Origin of the sequence: Kribbella jejuensis (genome assembly GCF_006715085.1) — a bacterium.
GTDB classification, from domain to species: Bacteria; Actinomycetota; Actinomycetes; order Propionibacteriales; family Kribbellaceae; genus Kribbella; species Kribbella jejuensis.
On the sequence record NZ_VFMM01000002.1, the window covers coordinates 1504210 to 1528788 of the forward strand.

At 67.9% G+C, this 24579-nt stretch carries 28 protein-coding genes; 17 read left to right on the top strand and 11 right to left on the bottom strand.

What is annotated here, in order from left to right; genetic code table 11:
* Positions 1-16: 16 nt before the first annotated feature.
* Genes FB475_RS27310 through FB475_RS38215 form a run of 3 tightly spaced genes read right to left on the bottom strand, consistent with a single transcriptional unit; the run spans position 17 to position 2029 of the window.
* Positions 17-1006 (bottom strand): GNAT family N-acetyltransferase, encoded by a 990-nt coding sequence (locus FB475_RS27310; protein WP_238332445.1) that lies wholly within the window; start codon positions 1004-1006, stop codon positions 17-19.
* 40 nt (positions 1007-1046) lie between these two features.
* Entirely contained in the window at positions 1047-1721 is a 675-nt protein-coding gene (locus tag FB475_RS27315; RefSeq protein ID WP_272952104.1) for an SDR family NAD(P)-dependent oxidoreductase, read from the bottom strand.
* Positions 1718-2029 carry an SDR family NAD(P)-dependent oxidoreductase gene (locus FB475_RS38215; protein ID WP_272952105.1) on the bottom strand — a complete coding sequence of 104 codons (312 nt, stop codon included), beginning with the start codon at positions 2027-2029 and terminating at the stop codon, positions 1718-1720. The genes FB475_RS27315 and FB475_RS38215 overlap by 4 nt, the downstream gene beginning before the upstream one ends.
* Before the next feature lie 73 nt (positions 2030-2102).
* On the opposite strand from FB475_RS38215, the gene FB475_RS27320 reads away from it, so the two are divergent.
* The gene (locus FB475_RS27320; RefSeq protein WP_141859423.1) at positions 2103-3080 is read left to right on the top strand and encodes an AraC family transcriptional regulator; all 978 of its coding nucleotides are present in this window, start codon (positions 2103-2105) and stop codon (positions 3078-3080) included.
* Here the strand turns inward: FB475_RS27320 and FB475_RS27325 are convergent.
* Positions 3070-3486 carry a PPOX class F420-dependent oxidoreductase gene (locus FB475_RS27325; protein WP_141859425.1) on the bottom strand — a complete coding sequence of 139 codons (417 nt, stop codon included), beginning with the start codon at positions 3484-3486 and terminating at the stop codon, positions 3070-3072. The genes FB475_RS27320 and FB475_RS27325 overlap by 11 nt on opposite strands.
* A gap of 262 nt (positions 3487-3748) precedes the next feature.
* Between FB475_RS27325 and leuA the strand changes: the two genes are divergently transcribed.
* The 13 genes from leuA (at position 3749) to FB475_RS27390 (ending at position 16600) form a co-directional block, all read left to right on the top strand.
* On the top strand, positions 3749-5422 hold the full coding sequence (gene leuA, locus FB475_RS27330) for a 2-isopropylmalate synthase (RefSeq protein ID WP_202878555.1): 1674 nt from the start codon (positions 3749-3751) through the stop codon (positions 5420-5422).
* Positions 5423-5658: 236 nt separating this feature from the next.
* Entirely contained in the window at positions 5659-6753 is a 1095-nt protein-coding gene (locus FB475_RS27335; protein WP_238332446.1) for an ABC transporter permease, read from the top strand.
* Positions 6754-6757: 4 nt separating this feature from the next.
* Positions 6758-7654, top strand: coding sequence for an ABC transporter permease (locus FB475_RS27340; protein WP_141859428.1), 897 nt, complete (start codon positions 6758-6760; stop codon positions 7652-7654).
* Between the two features lie 7 nt (positions 7655-7661).
* Positions 7662-8744 carry an ABC transporter ATP-binding protein gene (locus FB475_RS27345; protein WP_141859430.1) on the top strand — a complete coding sequence of 361 codons (1083 nt, stop codon included), beginning with the start codon at positions 7662-7664 and terminating at the stop codon, positions 8742-8744.
* On the top strand, positions 8741-9811 hold the full coding sequence (locus FB475_RS27350) for an ABC transporter ATP-binding protein (protein WP_141859432.1): 1071 nt from the start codon (positions 8741-8743) through the stop codon (positions 9809-9811). The genes FB475_RS27345 and FB475_RS27350 overlap by 4 nt, the downstream gene beginning before the upstream one ends.
* Positions 9811-10017 carry a hypothetical protein gene (locus FB475_RS27355; RefSeq protein WP_141859434.1) on the top strand — a complete coding sequence of 69 codons (207 nt, stop codon included), beginning with the start codon at positions 9811-9813 and terminating at the stop codon, positions 10015-10017. The genes FB475_RS27350 and FB475_RS27355 overlap by 1 nt, the downstream gene beginning before the upstream one ends.
* A 61-nt stretch (positions 10018-10078) precedes the next feature.
* A complete protein-coding gene (locus FB475_RS27360) occupies positions 10079-11941 on the top strand; it encodes an ABC transporter substrate-binding protein (protein WP_141859436.1) in 1863 nt (620 codons plus the stop codon).
* A gap of 42 nt (positions 11942-11983) precedes the next feature.
* Positions 11984-12982 (top strand): GNAT family N-acetyltransferase, encoded by a 999-nt coding sequence (locus FB475_RS27365; protein WP_141859438.1) that lies wholly within the window; start codon positions 11984-11986, stop codon positions 12980-12982.
* Between the two features lie 66 nt (positions 12983-13048).
* Positions 13049-14038, top strand: coding sequence for an aldo/keto reductase (locus tag FB475_RS27370; protein WP_141859440.1), 990 nt, complete (start codon positions 13049-13051; stop codon positions 14036-14038).
* A complete protein-coding gene (locus FB475_RS27375; RefSeq protein WP_141859442.1) occupies positions 14035-14877 on the top strand; it encodes an SDR family oxidoreductase in 843 nt (280 codons plus the stop codon). Before FB475_RS27370 ends, FB475_RS27375 begins: the two co-directional genes overlap by 4 nt.
* A gap of 12 nt (positions 14878-14889) precedes the next feature.
* Positions 14890-15633, top strand: a complete 744-nt coding sequence (gene recO, locus FB475_RS27380) for a DNA repair protein RecO (protein WP_141859444.1) — start codon at positions 14890-14892, stop codon at positions 15631-15633.
* Positions 15633-15818: an antitoxin VbhA family protein gene (locus FB475_RS27385; RefSeq protein ID WP_141859446.1), complete on the top strand. Its 186-nt coding sequence runs from the start codon at positions 15633-15635 to the stop codon at positions 15816-15818. Before recO ends, FB475_RS27385 begins: the two co-directional genes overlap by 1 nt.
* Complete coding sequence (locus FB475_RS27390) at positions 15818-16600, top strand: Fic/DOC family protein (protein ID WP_141859448.1); 783 nt, start codon at positions 15818-15820, stop codon at positions 16598-16600. The genes FB475_RS27385 and FB475_RS27390 overlap by 1 nt, the downstream gene beginning before the upstream one ends.
* A gap of 1 nt (position 16601) precedes the next feature.
* Here the strand turns inward: FB475_RS27390 and FB475_RS27395 are convergent, their stop codons facing one another.
* The 3 genes from FB475_RS27395 to FB475_RS27405 all read right to left on the bottom strand — a co-directional run bounded on the left by FB475_RS27395 (position 16602) and on the right by FB475_RS27405 (position 18691).
* Positions 16602-16991: a hypothetical protein gene (locus FB475_RS27395; RefSeq protein WP_141859450.1), complete on the bottom strand. Its 390-nt coding sequence runs from the start codon at positions 16989-16991 to the stop codon at positions 16602-16604.
* Positions 16992-17090: 99 nt separating this feature from the next.
* A complete protein-coding gene (locus FB475_RS27400) occupies positions 17091-17777 on the bottom strand; it encodes an ATP/GTP-binding protein (RefSeq protein ID WP_141859452.1) in 687 nt (228 codons plus the stop codon).
* 305 nt (positions 17778-18082) lie between these two features.
* Positions 18083-18691 (bottom strand): hypothetical protein, encoded by a 609-nt coding sequence (locus FB475_RS27405; RefSeq protein ID WP_141859454.1) that lies wholly within the window; start codon positions 18689-18691, stop codon positions 18083-18085.
* A 208-nt stretch (positions 18692-18899) separates the two neighbouring features.
* Here FB475_RS27405 and FB475_RS27410 point away from each other — a divergent pair, with 208 nt between their 5' ends.
* From FB475_RS27410 to FB475_RS27420, 3 genes are all read left to right on the top strand, one after another.
* On the top strand, positions 18900-19694 hold the full coding sequence (locus tag FB475_RS27410) for an isoprenyl transferase (RefSeq protein ID WP_141859456.1): 795 nt from the start codon (positions 18900-18902) through the stop codon (positions 19692-19694).
* A gap of 80 nt (positions 19695-19774) precedes the next feature.
* Complete coding sequence (locus FB475_RS27415; protein WP_141859458.1) at positions 19775-19954, top strand: hypothetical protein; 180 nt, start codon at positions 19775-19777, stop codon at positions 19952-19954.
* A complete protein-coding gene (locus FB475_RS27420; RefSeq protein ID WP_141859460.1) occupies positions 19954-20841 on the top strand; it encodes a hypothetical protein in 888 nt (295 codons plus the stop codon). The genes FB475_RS27415 and FB475_RS27420 overlap by 1 nt, the downstream gene beginning before the upstream one ends.
* On the opposite strand, the gene FB475_RS27425 is transcribed toward FB475_RS27420, so the two are convergent.
* From FB475_RS27425 to FB475_RS27440, 4 genes are all read right to left on the bottom strand, one after another.
* Complete coding sequence (locus tag FB475_RS27425; RefSeq protein WP_141859462.1) at positions 20838-21479, bottom strand: response regulator; 642 nt, start codon at positions 21477-21479, stop codon at positions 20838-20840. The genes FB475_RS27420 and FB475_RS27425 overlap by 4 nt on opposite strands.
* On the bottom strand, positions 21476-22699 hold the full coding sequence (locus tag FB475_RS27430) for a sensor histidine kinase (protein ID WP_141859464.1): 1224 nt from the start codon (positions 22697-22699) through the stop codon (positions 21476-21478). Before FB475_RS27430 ends, FB475_RS27425 begins: the two co-directional genes overlap by 4 nt.
* Before the next feature lie 80 nt (positions 22700-22779).
* Positions 22780-23589, bottom strand: a complete 810-nt coding sequence (locus FB475_RS27435) for an ABC transporter permease (protein WP_185759453.1) — start codon at positions 23587-23589, stop codon at positions 22780-22782.
* Positions 23586-24467, bottom strand: a complete 882-nt coding sequence (locus tag FB475_RS27440; protein ID WP_141859466.1) for an ABC transporter ATP-binding protein — start codon at positions 24465-24467, stop codon at positions 23586-23588. Before FB475_RS27440 ends, FB475_RS27435 begins: the two co-directional genes overlap by 4 nt.
* Between the last annotated feature and the right edge of the window lie 112 nt (positions 24468-24579).

The following is a 24579-nucleotide window of genomic DNA, read 5'->3' on the forward strand; positions in this document are numbered from 1 at the left end:
GCGCCCCCGGTCTGTTTCAGAGGTTCTTCTGGTAGTCCAGGAAGCGCGCGACGATGTGGTAGTTCAGCGCCTCGTTGATGCTGATCATGTGGTCGTTGGACTCCGCGTTCCAGGTGTCGATCTGGGTCAGCGCCGGCTCCTGCTCACGGAGCCAGAGCAGCATCGCGGACTTGAGCAGCGCGCCGAGGCGATGACCGCGGTGGTCGCGGGACACCGCGGTGTCGTGCTGCTCGCCGAGGTGCGGGCGCTCGCGCTCGACCGCGACCACGGTGTGACCGGCGAGTGCGCCGGTGTCCTTCGCGCGGGCGACCACCCGATAGACCGTCCGGTCGCTCTTGCGCTGCGCCTCTTCGTACGCGCGCAACCGCTCCGGCGTGAACACGTCGTCGTCCAGGTCGAGGTCGTCCTTCGGCGCGTCGTTGATCGACTCGACGACCGCGACCATCCCGTCGAGCATGTCGTCCGGCAGCGCGCCGGTGATCCGCACCAGTTCGTACCCGGACGCGGCCGCGGCGGACTCGTCGTACATCCGCTGGACCAGGTCCCAGTCGAGGCCGGCCAGCTCCTGACGGCGGTTCACCTCGACGGACTTCTGCTCGAGCCCGTGCCGCGCCGCGAACGCCTGCGCATTCGGCAGATCGATCGCGCCGAGCCCGGTCCCGGTACGGCCCAGCTCACGGGTGAGCTGTTCGCCGTACTCGAACAGCGCCGAGCCGATCCCGCGACCGCGGTGGTCGGGGTGCACCTTGATGTCCAGCCAGGTCTTGTCGGTGTTCTCGTACCGCGGGATGTCGATCGTCAGCACGCCGACGGCCGTCCCGTCGTCCTCGCGGGCGAGGTATGCCCCCGGCGGCTCCAGGTCCCACCCGTAGCGCAGCATGTTCGCGAACGTCCGCGGCGTGTGCTGGACCAACTCCGGGCAATCCAGCTTCCACCCGGCCGAGTCCACGGCAACAGCGTCCGCACAACCGACCTCGTCGTCGGCCGACAACTTGATGATCTCCACGCCCACAGGGTCCCCGGAACACACGGTTACCGCACCTGGTTTATCCCTGGTCGAGAAGTTCCTCGCTGAGCTTCCACAGCCGCTGCGCGTTGTCCGGGTCGATCGCGTACGGCAGGACGCCGAACGCGCCCGGAGTAACGGCCAGCACCTCGGTGTCCGGTACGTCGGACGTGTGCACCGTGGCGATGTCGACGTCCTCGCAGTACACCCCGCCGTACCCCTCGAGTTTGGGACTGACCGCACACCACACCTGCGTCGCCGCGCCCTGCTCGGCCGTCTTCAGCCCGCGGGCAGGGTCGATGATCGGCTCGTAGTTCTCGTCCAGGAAGCCACCCGCTCGCAGGATCTCGCGGTCCGCGTTCCGGGCCAGGTGCGTGATGATGCTGCCCGGGTGCACCGCGAACGCCCTGATGCCGTGCGCCTGCTCGCGCCGGTCCAACTCGACGGCGAACAGCACGTTCGCGGTCTTCGACTGCCCGTACGCCGAGTACGGCGTGTACTCCCGGCGCTCGAAGTTCGGGTCCTCGAAGTCGACCGCGCTGTAGCGATGGCCACGCGACGACACCGCCACCACCCGTGCGCCCCCGGCCTTCCGCAACGCCGGCAGCAACCGCGTCGCGAGCTGGAAATGGCCGAGATGGTTCGTCGCGAACTGCGACTCGTACCCGCGGGCGTCCCGGGTCAGCGGGTTCGCCATGATCCCCGCACTGTTCACCAGGATGTGCAGCGGCTGCCCGCCGGCCAGGAACCGGTCCGCGAGGCGTCGATGCTCACCGGATCGAGCAGATCCAGGTGCTCGACCGTCACCCCGGCGATGTCGTCCAGCTGCTGGGCCGCCCGCGCGACGTCACGCGCCGGCACGACGACCTCGGCGCCGGCGGCCCGGAACGCGCGGACCGTCTCCTTGCCCAGCCCGGAGTACCCACCGGTGACGACTGCGACCTTCCCGTGCAGATCGACGCCGTCGAGTACGTCGTACGTCGTGGAGGCGGCGCTGAATCCGGAACCCATTGGTGTCTGCATGCTTCGACGGTAGGCGGGACCGCCCGGACGCAGAATGCTTGAGAGTGCCGACAACTTGCGCGATAGTACGGATATGACCGATCCGCTCACCGAGACGCTCGCGCTCACCGAGGCACGCTGCCACGTCTCGCGAGGGTTCGAGGCGATCGGCGACTGGGCGCTGCACTACCCGGCGTCGAACCGGCTCAAGTTCAGCGCCGTGGTCGAGGGCACCTGCTGGATCGACTTCGACGACGAGCTGCCGACCGGCCGGATCGAGCTGATGCCGGGGGACATCGTGCTGTTCGACGGCCGGCACGAGTTCGTGAAGGGCAACTCCGACGCCGTACCGATCGGGGACGCGGTCGCCGCGTTCGGCACCACCGACGGTCCGATCGCCCGGTTCGGCAGTGGCACCACGACTGGCATCGGACCGCGGGTCGTGGGCGTCGGCGGGCACGTCAGCCTGAACCGCACCGGTGAGGAACTGCTGATGCGCGCGCTGCCGCCGGTGCTGCATCTGCGGGCCACCGACGACCGGGCCGCGACCTTCCACTGGCTGTTGCACAGGTTGTTGCGCGAGGCATCGACCGCGGACCTCGGCGCGAGCCTGGCCGCCGCCGACGTCGCGCACCTGCTCTTCCTGGAGGCGTTGCGCGCCTGCCTCGCGGAGGTCGACGCGCTGCCGGTCGGCTGGCTGCGCGCGATTGCCGACGAGCGGATCGGCCCCGCGCTGCGCCTGATGCACGACCACCCTGGTCGCGCCTGGCAGCTCGAGGAGCTGGCCCGGGCGGTCGCGATGTCCCGGACGACGTTCGCCGAGCGCTTCCGTTCGGTCGCCGGCGTCCCGCCACTCACGTACCTGCTCAACTGGCGGATGCGCCTGGCCGAGCGAGCTCTGCGCGACGGCGATCAGCCGATGTCAGCCGTCGCGCACTCGCTCGGCTACACCTCCGACAGTGCGTTCAGCAACGCCTTCAAACGCGTCAACGGCATCGCGCCCCGCCGCTATCGCGAGGCGGCGCGGGCGGCTCGTGCGGATGCCGGCGCAGAGGAAGCCGCTACGGCTTAGGCATCCCGTAGGCGTGGTCGACCGTCATCGAGAGCACCAGGCGCTTGTCCTGGACCATCACCGCGCGGTACTCGTCCCAGTCCGGGTGCTCGCCGGACGCGGTCCGGTAGTAGTCGACGAGGTCCTCCACCACGACGTCGTGCGGGTCGGCGGCGACCGGGCTGAGTTCGGCCTTGCCCTCGAGTACGACGTACGAGCGGCCGCCCGGGCCGTCGACGTACAAGCTCGCCCGCGGGTCGCGGCGCAGGTTTCTTGTCTTGGCGCGGTCGTCGGTCAGTGAGACCCTGATGCGATTCCCGTCGTACACATAGGTGACGTTGGACAGCTGCGGCCTGCCGTCACGCTTGATCGTCACCAGCACCCCGAGCCCGTGCGTACCGATCCGGTCGAGAAGAGTTTCTGTCATGCGATCACCCTATGAATTCAAGCGCTGTTGAAGGCAAGAAACGGACCCCGGTTCGACGGGGTGGGGGTGTTGTGCATAGACTCGCAGGCACTATGCGGCACCAGCTTCTCCTCCTTCGCTGCCGCGGCGAGGCCTGACAAGGCCGGTTCCCTCGCCGCGGAGTCTTGACGTACGCCGGTCGTCCCGCACGACACCCGTACTTCCGAGGAGAACCCCCGTGGCACCGAAGAACCAGCCCAAGCCTGTTCAGCAGCCGTCCGGTATGCCGATCCACCGCTACCGCGCGTTCCCGCCGATCGACCTGCCGGACCGCACCTGGCCGGCCAAGTCCGTCGACCGCACGCCGCGCTGGCTGTCCACCGACCTCCGCGACGGCAACCAGGCGCTGGTCGAGCCGATGTCGCCGGCCCGCAAGCGGCGGATGTTCGACCTGCTGGTGAAGATGGGCTACAAGGAGATCGAGGTCGGCTTCCCGAGCGCCAGCCAGTACGACTTCGACTTCGTCCGGAGCCTGATCGAGGACGACGTGATCCCGGACGACGTGACGATCTCGGTGCTGACCCAGGCCCGCGAGGAGCTGATCGAGCGCACCGTACAGTCGCTGCAGGGCTCGCCGAAGGCGACCATCCACCTGTACAACGCGACCGCGCCGCTGTTCCGCCGGGTGGTGTTCAACGTCGACAAGGCCGAGTGCCGCGCGATCGCCGTCCGCGGCACCGAGACCGTGATGAAGTACGCCGACGAGATCCTCGGCGACTGCGAGTTCGGGTACCAGTACAGCCCGGAGATCTTCACCGGGACCGAGCTGGAGTTCGCGCTCGAGGTGTGCGAGGCGGTCAGCGACGTCTGGCAGCCGGCCGAGGGTCGCGAGATCATCCTGAACCTGCCGGCCACGGTCGAGATGTGCACCCCGAACGTGTACGCCGACCAGATCGAGTGGTTCGCCCGGAACCTCACCCGCCGCGAGCACAGCGCGATCAGCCTGCACCCGCACAACGACCGCGGTACGGCGGTGGCCGCCACCGAGCTGGCGCTGATGGCCGGCGCGGACCGGGTCGAGGGCTGCCTGTTCGGCCACGGCGAGCGGACCGGCAACGTCGACCTGGTGACGCTGGGGATGAACCTGTTCAGCCAGGGCATCGACCCGCAGATCGACTTCTCCGACATCGACGAGATCCGCCGGACGGTCGAGTACTGCACGCAGATGCGGGTCCCGGAGCGCCAGCCGTACGCCGGTGACCTGGTCTACACCGCCTTCTCCGGGTCGCACCAGGACGCGATCAAGAAGGGCCTGGAGGCGCTGGACAAGCAGGCCGCGGCCGAGGGCCGGCCGGTCAGCGAGATCGCCTGGGAGGCGCCGTACCTGCCGATCGACCCGAAGGACGTCGGCCGGTCGTACGAGGCCGTGATCCGGGTCAACTCGCAGTCCGGCAAGGGCGGGGTCGCGTACATCATGAAGTCCGAGCACCGGCTCGACCTGCCGCGCCGGCTGCAGATCGAGTTCAGCCGGGTGATCCAGCAGCACACCGACAACGAGGGCGGCGAGGTCGGGCCGCAGCAGATGTGGGACATCTTCGCGGCCGAGTACCTGGCGCCGGGCAAGCTGTCGCTGCTGAGCGTGAACTCGACCTCGGGCGAGGGGCAGGGCGACCAGCTCCGGGTTCAGGTCTATGCCAATGGCGTGCCGCACGAGTTGGTTGGTGAGGGCAACGGCCCGGTGTCGGCGTTCGTGGACGCGCTGCAGCCGCTGAAGTACGACGTCCGCGTGCTGGACTACCACGAGCACGCGCTGTCGGCCGGTGGTGACGCGCTGGCCGCTGCGTACGTCGAGTGCGAGGTCGGTGACGAGGTGTTCTGGGGAGTCGGCAGGGACGCCAACATTCTCACTGCGTCCCTGAAGGCCGTCGTCTCGGCTGTCAATCGCGCCACGCGCTGATCCACTTCTTCGAGTGCCCGTCTCCGTGTCGGAGGCGGGCACTTCCTGTACGCCCCGGTACCGTTTCGTCACGGATCGCAACGTTGTCTCAACGTTGCCTCAAGTCGTTGACTCGGGGACCAGAGCTGCGCACACTAGCGTCACTATGCGCAGATCCTTGCAAGACAGTGTTACTAAGTCCTGCGGATGAGGGCCTGCGCCACCGACTTTCCCTGGTAGTCGCGTGGAGGTGAGCAGTGAGCGGTGCGGTCGATACGTCCGCGGCGGAACTGATCGAAGGTCCCGCTGTCGAACCGAGACCTTCGGCCGTACGGCGGTTCTTCAACGCCTGGCTGGTGCGAAGACTGTTCAAGGCGGTCTTGACGGTCTTCATCGTCACGACGGGTACGTTCTTCCTGGTCCGATTGTTGCCCGGTAACCCGGTCGACACCTATATCCAAACGCAGATCGCGCAGACGGGTATCTCCTACGAGGCAGCGGCCGCGCAGGCGAAGAACCTGTTCTCGCTGGACCCGAACCAGCCGCTGATCCTGCAGTACCTGCATTACATGGCCAACATGCTGCACGGCGACTTCGGCAACTCGGTGCTGTCGCCCGGGACCACAGTCGCGCAGGTGATCAAGACCTATCTGCCCTGGACGCTGTTCTCGGTCGGGGTCGCGACGGTGTTCAGCTTCATCATCGGCATCGTCGCCGGGATGATCATGGCCTACCGCCGCGAGACCTGGATCGACCACCTGCTGACGTCGATCGGCTCGCTGCTGCACGCGATCCCGAACTACATCCTGGCGATCCTGATCGTGGTCTTCCTGGGCGTGAAGCTGCAGTTCTTCGACCTGACCGCGGCCCGTGGCTCGTACACGCCGGGCGTGACGCCGTCGTTCAGCTTCAGCTTCCTGAACGACATCTTCTACCACGCGACGCTGCCGATCCTCGCGTACGCGTTGACCACGGTCGGCTCGTGGGCGCTGGTGATGAAGTCGTCGACGGTGGAGACGCTCGGCGAGGACTACGTGACGGTGGCCCGGGCGCGCGGTCTGTCCGACTCCCGGATCCGGTCCGGGTACGTCGGGCGCAACGCCGTACTGCCGCTGTTCAGCCAGCTCGCGGTGTCGCTCGGGTTCGTCGTCGGCGGCTCGATCTTCGTGGAGAAGATCTTCGGCTACCAGGGCATCGGTTTCAGCCTGTACAACGCGGTCAACGGCCGTGACTACGCCGTCCTGCAGGGCATCTTCCTGGTCGTGACGATCTCGGTCGTGGTCGCCAACCTGCTCGCCGACCTGCTGTACAGCCGGCTGGATCCGCGGATCCGCGTCCAGGGCAAGGGGTGACGAGATGACCGAGGCAACCATCCCCGTCTCCGCGGTCGGCACCACCGGCGTCTCCCGCTTCGCCGGAATTCTCCGCTCGCTGCGCCGCAGCCCGGCCGGCTTCATCGGGTTCGTGATCGTCACGCTGCTGGTGCTGGTCACCGCGATCGTGCCGTTCTTCCTCCCGAACGTCGCGCCGAACGTCAAGGAGATCCTGCTCCCGGCCGGTTCGCCCGGGCACCTGCTCGGTACCGACAACGAGGGCAAGGACGTCCTGATCCAGATGGTCGGCGGCGGCCGGACGGTGATCTTCGTCGGCTTCTTCGCCGCGGCGATCTCGACCGCGCTGGCGATCGTGCTCGGGTCGCTGGCCGCCTACCTCGGCGGCTGGGTCGACACGGTCGTGGTCACGCTGGCCGATGTCTTCCTGACCGTCCCGCAGATCGTGCTGCTCGCCGTGATGGGCGCGTTCTTCAAGCTGGACTCGCCGATCCTGCTGGCGTTGCTGGTCGGCGGCCTGTCCTGGCCGGTGCTGACCCGGGCGGTCCGGGCCCAGGTGTTCTCGCTGAAGGAGCGCGAGTTCGTCGAGGCGGCGCGGCTGCTCGACCTCGGTACGGTCCGGGTGGTGTTCGTCGAGATCCTGCCGAACATGGCCAGCTTCATCCTGATGAACTTCATGATCGGCGTCACCAACGCGATCTACCAGCTGGTCGGCCTGTACCTGCTCGGTCTGGCCCCGCTGACCGGCTCGAACTGGGGCATCATGCTGAACCGCGCCTGGATCGCCGGCGCCATCTTCAACGACGCGAGCCTGGCCTGGATCCTCAGCCCGGTGGTCGCGATCATCCTGCTGCTGCTCGGACTGGTGATGATGACACGATCCCTCGAAGAGATCCTCAACCCGCGGCTCCGGGACCGGTGATCGCGCGATGACGACGACCTCTACGAGTACCCGGGCCAAGCGTGGCGGCGAGGGCAAGCCGCTGCTGTCGATCCGCGACTTCAAGGTCGAGTACCGGACCGGCTCCGGCTCGGTCGTGCAGGCGGTCCGCGGCGTCGACCTCGACCTGTTCCCCGGCGAGAGCCTGGCGCTGGTCGGCGAGAGCGGTTGTGGCAAGACGACGTTCGGCCTCGGCCTGCTCCGGTTGCTGCCGCGGCTCGGGCACGCCAGCGGCAAGGTCCAGTTCAACCGCGGCGACGGCACCGAGATCGACGTACTGGGACTGGACGGCCGGGACCTGCGCGAGTTCCGCTGGCGGGACGCGGCGATGGTGTTCCAGGGCGCGATGAACGCGTTCAACCCGGTACTGAAGATCCGCGCGCACATGCACGACACGATGCGCGCGCACACCAAGGCGTCCAAGCAGGAGATCGAGGACCGCGCCGCCGAGCTGCTCCGGCTGGTCCGGCTGGAGCCGACGCGGGTGATGGACAGCTACCCGCACGAGCTCTCCGGCGGCATGCGGCAGCGCGTACTGATCGCGATGAGCCTGCTGCTCGAACCCGAAGTGCTGATCCTGGACGAGCCGACCACCGCGCTCGACATCCTCACCCAGCGGTCCGTCGTCGACGTACTGCACGAGGTCCGCGAGCGGCTCGGGTTCTCGATGATCTTCATCTCGCACGACCTGTCGCTGGCCGCCGAGCTCGCGGACCGGGTGGCCACCATGTACGCCGGGCGGATCATCGAGACCGGTGGCGTCCGGGACATGTTCTACCGGCCGCGGCACCCGTACACGCTCGGCCTGATCAAGGCGGTCCCGCCGATCGTCGGCGATCTGCCCGACATGGAGTCGATCCCGGGCGGCCCGCCGAGCCTGGCGGCGCTGCCCGCCGGCTGCAAGTTCAGCCCGCGCTGCAAGTACGCGACGCCGGAGTGCAAGGAGGCCGACCCGCCGCTGCTTCCGATCACCGACGAGCCGGGCGACGCGCACGAAGCGGCCTGTATCCACTGGAAGGACGTGCACCTCGAGCGTGAGGTGCCGAGCGAGAACTTGGGGACGGCATCATGAGCGCGCTCGAGAAGTCTCCGCAGGCCGCTGAGGCCACCGGCCGGACGTCGCTGATCTCGCTCGACGGGGTGAGCCAGGTGTTCGAGACCAAGGCCGGCCCGATCAAGGCGGTCGACAACATCAACCTGTCGATCAACCCCGGCGAGGTGCTCTGCCTGGTCGGCGAGAGCGGTTCGGGCAAGACGACCGCGGCCCGGATGGCGGCGGGTCTGGCCCGGCCGACCAGCGGCCACGTCACGTTCGACGGCACCGACATCTGGTCGATGAAGCGCAACGACTTCACCACGTTCCGGCGCGGCGTGCAGTACGTGCACCAGGACCCGTACGCGTCGCTGAACCCGACCCGGACGATCCAGCAGACGATCACCGCGCCGCTGCTCAAGCACGGCGTGGTGAAGAACAAGAAGGAGGCCGCGGAGAAGGCGGCCGAGCTGCTGACCAAGGTCGACCTGACGCCGCCGGAGAACTACCTGTCGAAGTTCCCGCACCAGCTGTCCGGTGGCCAGCGGCAACGAGTCTCGGTGGCCCGCGCGCTGACCCTGGACCCGAAGCTGATCATCGCCGACGAGTCGACCTCGATGCTGGACGTGTCGATCCGGATCAGCGTGCTGGCGATGCTCGGCCGGCTGCGCGACGACCTCGGCGTCGGGTTCCTGTTCATCACCCACGACCTGGCGATCGCGAAGTACTTCGGCTGGAACGGCAAGACCGCGGTGATGTACCTCGGCCGGATCGTCGAGTTCGGCCCGACCCCGAAGATCATCAACGCGCCGACGCACCCGTACACCCGGGCGCTGATCGACGCGATCCCGGAGCCGGACCCGGACCTGACCAAGACCAAGGGCCGCGAATCCCTGCGGAGCCTGGAGATCCCGAGCCTGGCCGACCTGCCGCCCGGGTGCTCGTTCCACCCGCGCTGCCCGTTGTTCGAGGACGGGCTGTGCGACGCGAAGGTACCGCAGCTGGTCGAGATCCGGACCGGCCAGTCGGCCGCGTGCCACGTCGTCGCGCGGGACGGCGTACCTGATGACGGCCCGCAGAAACTTCCCGACGAGCCGGGGAGCTGATGACACCTCAGATCGGCCGGGCGGCGCTCGGCTGGGCAGCGTTCCTCGTGCTGGCCAGCGGAGTCCTGCTGCTCACCCTGACGCCGGGCACCGCGGAGTTCGTCGTCACCTTGTTCACCTTGTGTTTGGGCCTGCTACTGGGCCTGGTGGTCGTCGTCGGGGTGTTGATCACCCGGCGCCGGGAAAAACGCGAGGGCGGTAGTTAGTCCCACCAGTGAGTAGTACCTGACCCACATGGTCGTGTGGTCAGTCCAGAAAGGACGAAGGATGAGTCCCACCGGCACCAACGATTCCGGCGCCAACGGTCAGGGCGCGGACGCCCGGACCAACGCCATCTCCCGCCGCAACGTACTCCAGTTGTTCGGCATCGCCGGTGTCGGCGTGGCCGGCATCGGGGCACTGGAGGCCTGCTCGCCCAGCAAGCCGAACTCCAGCGGTGGCGGCGGCAGCAGCAACGCCAGCAAGGAGTTCCACGGCGCGTACCCGTACCAGCTGCCCCCCAAGGGTCACTTCAACCTGGTGAAGGGTGTCACCGACGGTATCCAGGTCGACAGCCCGTACCTGGATCTCATCTACCCGAGTGGCGGTCTGTACTACTGGGCCGACAAGAAGTGGGAATGGATGATGGCCGAGTCCGGCACGCTGGACGAGGCGACCAAGACCTACACGATGAAGCTCCGGTCCGGTCTGACCTGGAGCGACGGCAAGCCGGTCACCTCGAAGGACGTCGTGTCGACGTTCAACCTGCACTGGCTGATGCGCCAGCAGTCCTGGACGTTCCTGTCCGACGTCAGCGCCAAGGACGACACCACGGTGACCTTCACCATCGGTACGCCGTCCACCGTGCTGGAGCGCTACATCCTGCGCGCGCCGATCATGCCGGACTCGGTCTACGGTGAGTGGGCGACCAAGGCCGAGACGATGCGCAAGGCAAAGACCAGCCTGGACAGCGCCGAGGGCAAGCAGCTGAACGGCGACTTCCAGAAGTTCCGTCCGCAGAACCCGGTCGTGTCCGGCCCGTTCAACTTCGACGTGAAGAGCATGACCAACTCGCAGATGACGTTGGTCAAGAACGACAAGGGTCTGTTCGCCGACAAGATCGGCTTCAACAAGGTCGTGCTGTACAACGGTGAGACCTCCGACATCACCCCGGTCGTCCTGAACAAGGACATCGACTACGCCACCCACGGTTTCGCGGTGGCGACCGAGAAGACCCTGCTGTCCAGCGGCTTCCGGATCCTCCGGCCGCCGGTGTACTCCGGCCCGGCGCTGGTGTTCAACTACACCGCGCACCCGGAGTTCTCCGACGTCAAGGTCCGGCAGGCGATCGCCTACATCCTGGACCGCAACGAGAACGGCACGGTCGCACTCGGCGACTCCGGCAAGCCGTGCAAGTTCATGGCCGGCTTCTCCGACATCTCGGTTCCGGACTGGGTGTCCGACGCCGACCAGAAGAAGCTCCAGGCGTACGAGAAGGACGAGGCCAAGGCCACGTCGCTGCTGCAGGCCGCCGGCTGGAAGAAGAACGGTGGCAAGTGGACGCTGCCGAACGGCAAGCCGGCCGCCTACGACATCAAGTTCCCGACCGAGTTCGCCGACTGGAACCCGGCCGCCACCAACGCGGCCGACCAGCTGAACAAGTTCGGGTTCAACATCACCAAGCGCGGTATCACCTTCACCCAGCTGAGCCCCGACGTACTGGCCGGCAAGTTCGACATCGCGATCCAGAGCTGGGGCGCGTCGAGCCACCCGCACCCGTACTTCTCGTTCGTCCAGGACCTGTACACGTTCAACTACGTGACCGCGGCGAACTCCGGCGGCAAGGGAATGAACTTCCCGCTCAAGCAGACCACCTCGGCCGGTCCGATCGACCTGCAGTCCGTGGTGGACAAGTCCGCGCAGGGCCTGAACCTCGACGAGCAGAAGAAGAACGTCACCGCCGCGGCGCTGGCCTTCAACGAACTGCTGCCGATCATCCCGCTCTGGGAGCGCTACGGTAACAACCCGGCGCTCGAGGGCAAGCGGGTGGCGAAGTTCCCGGCCGACGACGACCCGATCCTGAAGAACGCGCCGTACGCGGACAACTTCGTGATCATGTACATGTACCAGGGCAAGGTCGCGCCGGTTTAATGGTTGGCGTCTGACCTGCCGGTTTCGGCTAGGGTCGGCCGGGTGATCTGCGTACGTGAGATCGACCCGGCCGACCTGGCCTTGTTCGACGAGTGGTACGACGCCTTCCGGGCCGGCGCGGTCGCCGGACGGGAGGCGCCACTGGTCGAGGCGCGTTCGGCGATGGCGTACGCGCTGCGCAATCCGGGAACGCTGAAGCAGCGGATCGCGGTCGGCGCGTTCGAGGACGACCGGGTGCTCGGCGGGATGCTGTTCGAGTACCGGCTGACCGACAACCTGGACACGGTCGAGGTCGAGATCGACGTACCGCCGGAGCACCGGCGGCGGGGGATCGGCACCGCGTTGTGGCAGTGGGCGGTCACCCGGGCCGCGCAGCTCGGGCGGACCATCGTCCAGACCGAACTCGCCGTACCTTCCGATCCGTGGCCTGGAGCGCTCTTCGCCGAGCGACTCGGCTTCGTGGTCGAGCATGTCGAGGAGCATCTCGTCGTACCGCTGCCGTACGACGATCTGTTGCTCGACGATCTGCGGTCCTCCGTCGGCCGGCTGGAGGGTTATCGGCTGACGTCGTGGGCCGGGGTGTGCCCACCCGAACACCAGCAGGCGTACGCCGACCTGCACAGCGCGATGGACCTCGACGTACCGACCGGCGGCATGACCCGCGAGGTCGTCCCGTGGACAGTCGAAAAACTGCAGGCCAGCGAGGCAAGGGTCGACCGCAACTACCTGGCACTCGTCACGATGGCCCACACCGCGTCCGGCGCCCCGGCCGGCTACACCCTCATCTACTTGCCCAGAGCAAACACCGACCACGCCCAGCAGGACGACACCCTGGTCCTACGAGACCACCGAGGCCACAACCTGGGCACCCACCTGAAACTCGCGAACCTGGTGCAGTTGTCCAAGCACCGCACAACCCAACGCTATCTACACACCTGGACCGCTCTGACCAACTCTCCTATGCGCAGGGTCAACACCCGCTTCGGCTTCCGCCCAGTAGAACAACACCGCGAGCTGGAACTCAGGCTGCCGACGAGGTGATACTTCGGGCCACCTCTTGGGTGGGGTCGGTGCCGCCCGGACCGGTCGCGGCGGTAGGTTCGGCGTATGCGTTCTTCTCAGCTCGGTGACCTGACCGTTTCCAGCCTCGGCCTCGGCTGCATGGGGATGTCCCAGTCGTACGGCGTGCGCGCCGACGACGCGGAGTCGATCGCGACCATCCATGCGGCGATCGACGCCGGCTGCACGTTCATCGACACCGCCGACGTGTACGGCGACGGCGCGAACGAGGAGCTGGTCGGCCGCGCGCTGGCCGGCCGCCGCGACGAGGTCGTGCTCGCGACCAAGTTCGGGTTCAAGCGCCCGGCCTCCGCGGCCGACGTACCGACGGTCGTCGACGGCTCGCCTTCCTACGCACGGCAGGCGCTGGACGCGTCGCTGCGGCGGCTCGGCGTGGACCACGTCGACCTCTGGTACCTGCACCGGCGCGACCCGCAGGTACCGATCGAGGAGACGGTCGGCGCGATGGCTTCGATGGTCGAGGCGGGCAAGGTGCGGTACCTCGGGCTGTCCGAGGTGAACGGCGACACGGTGCGCGCGGCCCACGCCGTACACCCGATCAGCGCCGTCCAGAGCGAGTGGTCGCTGTGGACCCGCGACCCGGAGACCGTCGTACTGCCGACGCTGCGGGAGCTCGGTGTCGGGTTCGTGCCGTTCAGCCCGCTCGGACGTGGGTTCCTGACCGGGCAGATCAAGTCGCCCGCCGACTTCCCTGAGGACGACATGCGGCGCGGGTTGCCGCGGTTCCAGGGCGAGAACTTCCAGCGCAATCTCGACCTGGTCGCGCAGGTGCAGTCGCTGGCCGCGGCGAAGGGCGTGACGCCGGGCCAGCTCGCGCTCGCCTGGTTGCTTGCTCAGGGCAATGACGTGGCGCCGATCCCGGGGACCAAGCGGCGGACGTACCTGGCCGAGAACCTCGGCGCGCTGGACGTCGAGCTGACCGCTTCCGAGCTGGCGGAGCTCGACGCGGCGTTCCCGCCGGACGCGGTGGCCGGGCAGCGGTACCAGCAGGGTGGGATGGACCTGGTGGGCAAGTGATCGGCATCACCGGCGCGACCGGGCAGCTCGGATCGCGGATCGTGTCCCGGCTGGCCGGCGTACCGTTGCGGCTGATCGTCAGGGACCCGGCCCGGGCGCCCTCGGTACCAGGCGCGTCGGTGGCGCGGGCGGCGTACGGGGAACATGCGGCGCTGCTCTCTGCACTGGACGGGGTCGACGTACTGATGTTGCTCAGCGCAACGGAGTCGGCGGACCGGGTCGCGTTGCACAAGGCAACCGTCGACGCGGCGGTGGCCGCCGGGGTGCAGCGGATCGTGTACACCTCGTTCGTCGGGGCGGCGCCGGGTGCGACGTTCACGTTCGCGCGGGACCACTGGCACACCGAGCAGCACATCCGTTCGACCGGGGTGGACTTCACGTTTCTGCGGGACAACCTGTACCTCGACTTCGTGCCCGGGTTCGTCGGCGCGGACGGCGTGATCCGCGGGCCGGCGGGGGACGGGCGAACCGCCGCTGTCACCCGCGACGACGTCGCCGCGGTCGCCGCCGCGGTCCTCCGCACTGCCGGAGCTTCGCCCGCACCCGACCAGCACTCGGGCGCCACCTACGACCTCACTGGTCCCTCGGCGTTCACCCTCGCCGAGGCCGCCGCGCTCCTCACCGACGCCTGGGGCCGCACGATCCGCTACGAGCCGGAGACCCTCGACGAGGCGTATCGCTCCCGGGAGTCGTACGGCGCCCCCGCCTGGGAGGTCGCCGGCTGGGTCACGTCGTACGCCGCCATCGCCAGCGGCGAACTCAGCCACGTGTCCACCGCCGTCCGCGACATCACCGGGGTCGAGCCAACCAGCCTGGAACAGTATGTCCGCGCTCAATGAGACACTGGTGGGGTGCCGCTCTACCGGGATCAGGCGATCGTGCTGCGCACCCAGAAGCTGGGTGAGGCGGACCGGATCGCCACGCTGCTGACCCGCGCCAACGGCAAGGTCCGCGCGGTCGCCAAGGGCGTCCGGCGTACGTCGTCCCGCTTCGGCGCCCGGCTCGAGCCGTTCAGCCACGTCGACCTGCAACTCGCCACCGGCCGTACCCTCGACGTCGTCACCCAGGCCGAATCGATAGCGGCGTACGGCGAGGGAATCGTCGGCGACTACGCTCGGTACACGGCGGGCACCGTGCTCCTGGAGACCGCCGACCGCCTGGTGGTGGAGGAGAAGGAACCCGCCACCCAGCAACACCTCCTGCTGGCCGGCGCCCTCCGGGTCCTCTCGACCGGCGAACGTTCGCCGGCTCTCGTCCTCGACTCGTTCCTGCTGCGCTCGCTCTCGATCTCCGGCTACGCCCCGTCCTTCGATGACTGCGCCCGCTGCGGCGAACCAGGCCCGCACCGAGCTTTCAACCCCGCCGCCGGCGGCATGGTCTGCACCACCTGCCGCCCCCCGGCCTCAGCCATGCCCGCCCAATCCACCGTCACCCACCTGGCCGCCCTCCTCACCGGCGACTGGCCCACCGCCCTACAAGCCGACCCCAGAACCCGCCGAGAAGCCACGGGCTTGATAGCCGCCTTCTTCACCTACCACCAAGAAAACCAACTCCGCTCCCTCCCCCACCTAGACCTGACCACAGGACGGCCCTGATGCCCCCCGCCCGCGCCATCGACCGCCTCAATGCCGACCAGCGCCGTCAACTGGACAACCTGATCGCGTCCTGGCGGATGGAGAACATGCCCCTGAGCGACCCCGAGATCGAGGTCCTGGCTCGCTACGTTCTCGGCGAGATCGACGCCGCCGAACGGCGCCGCCTGCTGGACGACCTGCCCTGATGCCGACGTTCGAGAACTGGGGCGACTACTTCTGGCCCGGGCAGATCGACGACTGCAAGATCAACAAGCTCGGCATCCACGACGCCACTCGCCTGGAGAACGCCGAACGCATCCGGACCGCCGAACGTGCCGCCGAGCTCATCGTGGGCGAGGCCGAGATCCCACGGACGTTCGATCTCGACCATCTGCGGGCGATCCACCGGCACCTGTTCCAGGACGTGTACGACTGGGCCGGCGAACTGCGGACCACCGAACTGGTCCGACCGGCCCAGGACCCGAACGCGCCCCCGAACGAGTTCGTCAAACCGGAGGACATCGAACGCCTCGCACCGGTCGTCTTCTCCCAACTCGGCGACCCGGCCGAGCTACGAAACCGGCCCACCGCCGAGGTCGTCGACGTGCTCGCGAGGACGTACGCCGGGGTCAACGTGCTGCACCCCTTCGTCGAGGGCAACGGCCGAACCCAGCGCATCTTCCTCGACCACGTCGCCGAAGCCGCGGGCTACCGCATCGACTGGACCCGCATCGCCGACCGTCAGAACGAGGTAATGGCCGAGGCCTTCGGCGTCGGCGCGGAACCCGTTCGCGAGGCGCTGTCGGAGTGCATCGAACCAATCTCCGACGCGAAGGCACGCCAGGACACCGAGCACTCCCTCCGCCTGACAACCGAGGGGCTGGTCACTCCCCGAGCTGTCCCAGCCCCGGCATCAACCAACGCGAATCCGTCAGCCGCACGCCGAGCCCCCAACACCCGCGACCACGCCCCGGACGAACGCCACTAACCTAGCCCGGAGTCCTTGCCAGTCCGTCGCTTACTGCACCGACAACCCGTGCTCGTCGCCTCGGCGAGTACCGAACGCCTTCCGCGACCGTCTGGTCGGTCACCACGAGGTCGCCGGCCGCGAGCTCGAGCTGAGGCACCGACAGCGCGTGATGCCCCGGTTGACGCGACCGCCCTTGCGGCCCCGCAGCGCTCACGTCTCCTGCTCGGCGCCTCCGCGCGACATGCCTGCGCAGCACATCCGGAGCCAAGGCGACCGCACCCTCTGCCCGCTCGATGGGCAGCGCCGTCCAGAGCGGGATGACTGTCACCGCCCGCCGGGCTTCCACGGCCTCGAGCATGCGCCGCACCACGGGATACACGGCCACCGCGACATTCTCCAGGTACGCCATCCGACCCGATCCACCTGACCGACCGACCCATCAGCCGTCGGCATCGCCTAGACGAGATCCTCGGCGCGACCCACTTCGAACCGCAGCGCGGTCAACGAATCAGCACTCGCCCGCAGCCGGCGCGACCGTACCGCCCCCGTTCGGATCAACAAGCACCGGCACAGCCTCCCCAATCCGCAGTTGGGTCGCGGCCTGCTGTGTCATCGAGATCTGCCCGTTGTCCCCGAGCGTGCTCTCCCAGGTGATATCCCACTGCGCCACAGCAGTCACCGGGTACTTGCAGTTCGGAAGCTTGTGAGAGGTCTTCACATACCGATGCCCACAAGTAGGCGAGAACTTAACCCCCATCGACTTGTCATACGGCGTCCCCGGCCCCTCACACCGCACAGTCGTACCATCCCCCATCGACCAGTCGATCGCCTTCACCTGAGCAGTCGCCGTAACCGACAACCCAGGAACACTCGCACTACGAACAATCGGCCCCCAGGTGTTCTCGCTCTTCGTCACCCACATCCAAACCGGCATATTCACCAGCCCAATCTGACCAGCCGAGGGCGCAGTCTCAATCTGCGGCGGCGCAAGCTGCATCTCCGCGATCGCCTCATATACCAGCGTCATTGGATCGATAACAACCGTATCGGGCCGCCCCGGCAGCCACACCCACTCGGTCACAATGTGCCTGCCCTGGTCATAACCCTGTTCGCGGGTACAGGCCCAGACACTCCCGTCGGTGTGCCCTTGCCATCGCTCGTCGCCTGGTGGCGGCTGTGGTTCTTCGCGCTTCATGTAGCACTGGTGGCTGTTGGACCAACTCCCGAGTTCCGGATCGACGCAAGGCACCAGCGCACCGCGAAACTTGCATTCAACGCTTGTAGTCTTCCCGTGGGTTCCAGGAGTTCCGGGTTCGGTCGGCTCGGTTGTTGTGGTCTTCTCGCCCACGAGCATCCACTGACAGATGTTGCCGAAACATATCCACTCATAGCCCGGCCCCGGCGGAGGGCCGGTCGGCGGGTACGCCGTTGCGTTACCTGTACAGAGAACAAGGCTCAGCAAGCATCCCGCGGCGACACGCCGGCCGAGCCTCGCCATGTTCAGCATGGTCCCTTGTCCTCATCGGAGATGAGGAACCACAACTTCTTGTTATCAGCGCCTAGTGCAAACCGCAGATGTGAGGTGACCTGTCGGCGCGTTGCGCTGCCAGGGCCGGATGGCACAGGCTTGCCGTTGCTTTTGAATCTCATGACCTGCTTCGAACTGTCGAGGCAGTTCAGGAGAACGACTTCAGGCTGGGCCTGCTTCAGCTTCACCGAAACGACCGTTGTTTTGGCAATCTGTACATTTCCGGTCAGGTACAAGCCGTTCCTTACCAATGTTCTTGCCTGATCAACAATGGTGATGATCCGCTGACCGCTCAGCCCGGCCTTCTCGAGCGCCGGTCGATCTAGCGCCGACGGATTTGTGAATGTCCGATCTATGGCGGCGGTTGCTACGGCATACCGTGACTTGGCGGCGGTGATGGCGGCCTGTTGTTCGGGGGTCCAGGTTGGCGTTGAGGGGGCCGATGGCGTCGGGCTAGGGGTGGTGGAGGTCGAGGGAGGTGCTGTGTTGGGCCGGCCGGCTTCGGGGGAGCCGTTGCAGGCGGTCAGCAGGAGGAGGGTGCTGAGCGTGGTAGCGGCTGCTGCTAGCGGTCGGCGGGGCATGGGATAGGGCTCCGTTCTTGAGTGCTGTTGGTGTAAGGGTTGCATACGGAGGGTGTTCGGAGAGGGGGTTATCCACAGGTTGCAGGTTGTTGCAGCTGGGTGGGATGGAAGACTGCGGGGTATGTCGCCTATTGGTCGTCGTCGGGAGCGGGGTCGGGGATTGGGGTCGCGAGGGGCGGCTTCCGCGGAGGGGCGGCGGGAGAAGGGGGTGGTGGCGCCTGAGGCGCATCCTTCGGGGGCTCGGGTGCCGGAGGTGCCTAAGGAGTTGGTGCCGAAGCACGTGGCGATTGTTATGGATGGGAATGGGCGGTGGGCCAAGCAGCGGGGGTTGGCTCGGACCGAGGGGCATCGGGCGGGGGAGGCGAGCCTGCTGGATGTGATCAAGGGTGGGATCGAGATCGGGGTGAAGTACATCTCGGCGTACGCGTTCTCGACGGAGAACTGGGCGCGGTCGCCGGAAGAGGTGCGGTTCCTGATGGGGTTCAACCGCGAGGTCATCCACCGGCGGCGCGACGAGCTGGACGCGATGGGTGTCCGGGTGGTGTGGTCGGGGCGGCGGCCGCGGTTGTGGAAGAGCGTGATCGACGAGCTCGAGTACGCGCAGGAGCGGACCAAGCACAACGACACGATCACGCTGCAGTTCTGCGTGAACTACGGCGGCCGGGCCGAGCTGGCGGACGCGATGCGGTCGATCGCGCGGGAGGTTGCCGAGGGCAAGCTCAAGCCGGACCGGATCTCCGAGCAGACGATCGCGCGGCACCTGTACGCGCCGGACATCCCCGAGGTCGACCTGTTCGTCCGGTCGTCGGGGGAGCAGCGGACGAGCAATTTCCTGGTGTGGCAGCTGGCGTACGCCGAGATGGTGTTCCTGGACACGCTCTGGCCGGACTTCGACCGGCGGGACCTGTGGCGGGCGATCGAGATCTACGCGCAGCGCGACCGGCGGTACGGCGGCGCCGTACCGAACGAGGTGACCGCCGAACCTGAGGCGCCTCTCAGCTAACACCCTGACAGGGAACGGAAATCGGCCCCGCACCGTCTAGGCTCGTTGCAAGTGTCAACGACATGAACGGGTGATGGACGATGCCGGACCAGCCGGCGGAGGAGACTCCGCAACAGATCGTGGAACGCGAACTACGCGCCGCGCAGGAGCAGGTCCGGAGAGTGGCTGACAGAATGCGCGCCGCACTCGCCGAGGAAGAGGCGAAGGAAGCGACGAAGGAAGCGGCCGAGGAAGAGAACAGCACGAAGGACGAGGGCTGATGGCGAACGAGGCGGAATACGCCGGCTGGACGAACCGGGTCGCGCAGGCGATGTTCGACACGCAGCGGTCGCTGGATTCGTTGTCCGGCCACCTCGGCAACGACCTCGGCCGGGCGCTTGACCGGCGACGGGACGAACTCGACATGCTACGGCCGGGTATCCGGAGTCTGGCTGCGGCCGAGCACGATTACGACCAGGCCCAGGGCGCCGCGAAGGACCCGGCGAGGGAGCGGATCTACTCGACGTACCGGTCGTACCAGAGCGACGCGGGACTGCTGTCGAACCAGCTCGGCGGGATCAAGGCGGAGTTGGCAGGCCACAACGAGGCGTTGGCACAGCGGGCGGAGTCCCTCAAGGACGCCATGAGAGATCTGGACCGGATCAAGGAGTTGCCCGGCCGCGACACGCCGGAGCTCGCGAAGCTCCGCGAGGGAGTCGAGTACTTCCGGGCAGTCGTCAACTCCGTCGGGCCGCGCGTGCAGGCGATGGTGAACGAGATGCAGACCGCTCAGCAGGCGGCGCGCGCGTTCGCCGACGGAGCGGCCTCGGTCGGCACCCAGGCGCATTCTGCCAACATCGGCAGGGTTGTCGGTCAGCTCGAGGACTCGCTCGCCCAGACCGAGGCGCGCGGCGGCGCGCTGCGCAAGGATCTCACCGACAACCGCGCGTCCTTCGGCCTGGTGACGGACTACGGCGTCGGTATCGCCAACCGTGCAACGGACGAGCGCAACCTGGCGGACAAACAGGCTGCCCAGTTGGCCGACTCCATGCGCGCGGGCGTGAATCCGACCCGCCCCGCCGACCAGCGCCCGGTCGCGAACCTGGCGGAGTCCGACCTCAGTCGTCGACTGGACGGACCGGCTCAGGAGACCGGCCGGACCGTCTAACGGCCGGGTGACGGGAGCAGGCCGCGTTCTATTGCGACGGTGACGGCTCGGGTTCGGTCGTCTACGTCTAGTTTGGCGAAGAGGCGTTGTAGGTGGGTTTTGACGGTGGCTTCGCCGATGAAGAGTTCGCGGCCGATTTCGGCGTTGCTGAGGCCGCGGGCCACGGCGGCCAAGACCTCGAGTTCGCGCGGGGAGGGCAAAGCGGCCGCCGGTGCTGCCGGCGTACGGAGCCGGGACATCAGGCGGGCCGCGACCGGTGGGGCCAGGACGGTTTCGCCGCGGGCGGCGGCGCGGATGCCGTTGAGGAGGTCCGCGTGCGGGGTGTCCTTCAGCAGGTAGCCCGCGGCGCCCGCTTCGACCGCGTGCAGGATGTCGGTGTCGGTGTCGTACGTCGTCAGCACCAGCACCCGCGTCGACGGGTACGTGGACACGATCGCCCCGGTCGCCGCCACCCCGTCCATCCGGGGCATCCGCAGATCCATCAGTACGACGTCCGGACCGGTCGACTCGACCAGCGCGAGCGCCTCCGCACCGTCGCCGGCCTCGCCGACCACCGTGATGTCCTCGGTCACCGACAGCATCCCGGACAGGCCGGAGCGCACCACCGGATGGTCGTCGACCACCAGAACCCGAATCACACATCCTCCTGGACCGCTGGGATCAGTACCTGAACTCGTGTCCCCTGGCCGGGAGTGCTCTCGATCTGAACGCTACCGCCGGACTCCTCGACCCGCCCGCGCATCGCGTTCAGGCCGAAACCGCTGGACGCCGACGCGGGCGTGAACCCTGACCCGTCGTCCCGGATCTCGATCCACACGCCGCCGTCCGACAAACCGAGCGTGATCAGCACCTGCGTCGCGGCCGCATGCTTGCGGACGTTGGCCAGCGCCTCCTGGGCCGACCGCAACAGCACGACCTGCTGCGCCTGCGGCAGCGCCGCCACCTCGTCGTCGGGCAGGTCGAGCGACACCTGTACGTCGACACCGGTCTCGGCGGCGAACCGCTCCGCCTGCCGTCGCAGTACTTCGGTCAACGTTGCCCCCGACAACGCCACCGGGGTGAACGCGGCAACCAACGCCCGCGCCTCGGCGAGGTTCTCCCGCGCAGTGTCCTCGATCGCCGCCAACCGCGCCGCCATACCGGCCGCACCGCCCTGGGACAGCTCGGCGGCAGCGGCCTGCGAGAGCATCACGATCGACGTCATCCCCTGCGCGAGCGTGTCGTGGATCTCCCGCGCCATCCGCTCCCGCTCGGCCATCACACCGGCACTGTGGTGCGCCTCGGCGAGCTCGTCCCGGGCCGACTCGAGCTGCTCGATCAGATCGGCCCGCTGCTGACTCTGCGTGATCACCTTCTCGATCCAGATCCCGAACAGCAGGCTGACCACGAGGCTGACCAGCATCCACGGCAGGATGTTCCAGAACGCGGCCCAGCCCCATCCCGCGCTCCACAACTGCGCCGTACCGACGCCGATCACCAGCAGCAGGCTGAGCCCGACCCCTTCGCGGGCGTCCTCGTTGAGCAGCCAGATCTGCGCCGACGCGATGAACATCAGGAACACCGACTGCGGGTAGATCCCGATCAGCACGACCAGTGAGGCGATCAGCACCAGCCGATAGGCGTACGACGGGAGCGCCCGGCCGGACCGGATCGCGGGCAGGCCGACGAACTGGTACGCCGCCCCGAGCACCACGACCGTACCGGTGAAGACGAGCTGCCGGACCGTACCGAGATGGCCGAGGAACGACAGCGCCAGCGTCATGCCGAGCAGCACCCAGAACACGATGTGCCAGCCGACCAGCGTCCGTGACCAGACCGGCTGCCCGGCGCCACCGCGTGTGTTCTGCACGGACCCCATCTTCCTCCACGCGAGGATCCACAGCCGAGGCCCGCTCCACACGGGCTCCTCGGCAGCACGCCGCGCCGGGAGCCCGTTCATCAGCCCGCGTCCCGCCGGGTCCAGCGGAACACCCGCTGCGCGAGGACCAGGCCGACGACCAGCCAGACGCCGAGCACGATCGCGCCGGTGCCCAGCTGCCACGACCCGCCCGGCTCGTGCACCTGGAACCCGTCCGGCAGGAACACCGACCGCATGCCCTGTGCGAGCCACTTGAGCGGGAAGAACTCCGCGACGGTCCGCATCCACGCGGGCAGGCTGCTGTAGACGAAGTACACGCCGGAGATGAATTGCAGCAGCAGGACGACCGGGGTGACGACGGCGGATGCGGCCCGCCCGGACTTCGGTACGACGGAGAACGCGATCCCGAGCACCGAGCCGGACGCGGTACCGAGGACGAAGATCCACAGGAAGTTCAGCCACTTGCCCGGCGCGGTCGGGATGTCGACGCCGAGCAGCAGGCCGGCGATCGCGAGCAGCAGTGCGAACTGCAGGATCGAGGTGATCAGGACCATCCCGATCTTGCCGATGAAGTACGACTGCGGCGACATCGGCGTACCACGGAGCCGTTTCAGCACGTCCTGGTCGCGCTCGATCGCGATCGCGATGGCCAGTGACTGGAAGCTGGTCAGGAAGATGCCGGAGGCAATCATTCCGGGGGTGAAGTACGTCGCCGCGGTGACGCCGCCGGAGAAGTCGGTACCGCTGAACACGGCGGAGAAGATACCCAGGAAGATGATCGGGAAGAAGAACGTGAAGATCAGCTGCTCGCGTTCGCGGAAGAACTCCTTCACCTCGATCCCGGTGCGGGACAGGCCGACCTTCAGCGGCGAGGGCAGTACGGCGCTCACTTCGAGGCTCCTTCCAGTACGCGGGCGGTGCTGACCGACCCGATGAGTTCCAGGTAGATGTCTTCCAGGCTCGGCCGCCGTACTTCGAGCTCCGGCACTTCCGACCCCCCGAACGCCGCCATCAGCCGGGCGACCTCGGCGGTCGGCTCGTCGGTGCGTACTTCGCGCGGGCCGTCGGCGGACAGCCAGGAGACTCGCGCGGTCCGGGCGCCGCGGCCGCCGAGCGTTTCCGGGGTCGCGACCTCGAGCATCCGGCCGTCCGCGATCACGCCGACCCGGTCGGCGAGGTGCTCGGCCTCGTCCAGGTAGTGGGTGGTGAGCAGGATCGTGGTGCCCTCGGTGCGGAGCTCCTCGATCAGGGTCCAGAACTGCCGGCGCGCCTCCGGGTCGAACCCGGTGGTCGGCTCGTCCAGGAACAGCAGTTCCGGGTTGCCGATCACGCCGAGCGCGACGTCCAGGCGACGGCGCTGTCCGCCGGACAGGCTGCGGACCCGGGCCTTGCGCTTGTCCTGCAGGCCGACGGCGGCGATCACCTGCGCCGGGTCGCGCGGGTTCGGGTAGTACCCGGCGAAGTGCGTGACCATCTCGGCGACCGAGAGCACGGCCTCGTCCCGGGTGGTCTGCGCGACGATCCCGATCCGGGACCGCCAGACCCGGTCGGCGCGTGCCGGGTCCGACCCGAGCACGCTGATCTCGCCGGCGTCGGCGTGGCGATACCCCTCCAGGATCTCCACGGTCGTGGTCTTACCGGCCCCGTTCGGGCCGAGCAGGGCGAACACCTCGCCCCGGTGGATGTCCAGATCGACACCGTCGACCGCGACCTTGTCGGGGTACCGCTTGACCAGGCCGCGCACCCTCACTGCGTTGTCGTTCTCCATGCCTCCACTCTCCCGTCGCGGACCGGTCCGCCGGGAGCACCGCCCGGCGGACCGGTTGTCCCCCGACCGGTGGACAGAAGGGTGTACGCCGCAGGGCCGAGGCGGTTAGGTT

Excerpts from the sequence above, each read along its gene's own strand:
- FB475_RS38215 (WP_272952105.1), bottom strand. The coding sequence starts at position 2,029 with ATGCAGACACCAATGGGTTCCGGATTCAGCGCCGCCTCCACGACGTAC.
- FB475_RS27320 (WP_141859423.1), top strand. The coding sequence starts at position 2,103 with ATGACCGATCCGCTCACCGAGACGCTCGCGCTCACCGAGGCACGCTGC.
- FB475_RS27325 (WP_141859425.1), bottom strand. The coding sequence starts at position 3,486 with ATGACAGAAACTCTTCTCGACCGGATCGGTACGCACGGGCTCGGGGTG.
- leuA (WP_202878555.1), top strand. The coding sequence starts at position 3,749 with ATGCCGATCCACCGCTACCGCGCGTTCCCGCCGATCGACCTGCCGGAC.
- FB475_RS27340 (WP_141859428.1), top strand. The coding sequence starts at position 6,758 with ATGACCGAGGCAACCATCCCCGTCTCCGCGGTCGGCACCACCGGCGTC.
- FB475_RS27345 (WP_141859430.1), top strand. The coding sequence starts at position 7,662 with ATGACGACGACCTCTACGAGTACCCGGGCCAAGCGTGGCGGCGAGGGC.
- FB475_RS27350 (WP_141859432.1), top strand. The coding sequence starts at position 8,741 with ATGAGCGCGCTCGAGAAGTCTCCGCAGGCCGCTGAGGCCACCGGCCGG.
- FB475_RS27355 (WP_141859434.1), top strand. The coding sequence starts at position 9,811 with ATGACACCTCAGATCGGCCGGGCGGCGCTCGGCTGGGCAGCGTTCCTC.
- FB475_RS27360 (WP_141859436.1), top strand. The coding sequence starts at position 10,079 with ATGAGTCCCACCGGCACCAACGATTCCGGCGCCAACGGTCAGGGCGCG.
- FB475_RS27370 (WP_141859440.1), top strand. The coding sequence starts at position 13,049 with ATGCGTTCTTCTCAGCTCGGTGACCTGACCGTTTCCAGCCTCGGCCTC.
- FB475_RS27385 (WP_141859446.1), top strand. The coding sequence starts at position 15,633 with ATGCCCCCCGCCCGCGCCATCGACCGCCTCAATGCCGACCAGCGCCGT.
- FB475_RS27390 (WP_141859448.1), top strand. The coding sequence starts at position 15,818 with ATGCCGACGTTCGAGAACTGGGGCGACTACTTCTGGCCCGGGCAGATC.
- FB475_RS27395 (WP_141859450.1), bottom strand. The coding sequence starts at position 16,991 with ATGGCGTACCTGGAGAATGTCGCGGTGGCCGTGTATCCCGTGGTGCGG.
- FB475_RS27400 (WP_141859452.1), bottom strand. The coding sequence starts at position 17,777 with ATGAAGCGCGAAGAACCACAGCCGCCACCAGGCGACGAGCGATGGCAA.
- FB475_RS27405 (WP_141859454.1), bottom strand. The coding sequence starts at position 18,691 with ATGCCCCGCCGACCGCTAGCAGCAGCCGCTACCACGCTCAGCACCCTC.
- FB475_RS27415 (WP_141859458.1), top strand. The coding sequence starts at position 19,775 with ATGCCGGACCAGCCGGCGGAGGAGACTCCGCAACAGATCGTGGAACGC.
- FB475_RS27420 (WP_141859460.1), top strand. The coding sequence starts at position 19,954 with ATGGCGAACGAGGCGGAATACGCCGGCTGGACGAACCGGGTCGCGCAG.
- FB475_RS27430 (WP_141859464.1), bottom strand. The coding sequence starts at position 22,699 with ATGGGGTCCGTGCAGAACACACGCGGTGGCGCCGGGCAGCCGGTCTGG.
- FB475_RS27440 (WP_141859466.1), bottom strand. The coding sequence starts at position 24,467 with ATGGAGAACGACAACGCAGTGAGGGTGCGCGGCCTGGTCAAGCGGTAC.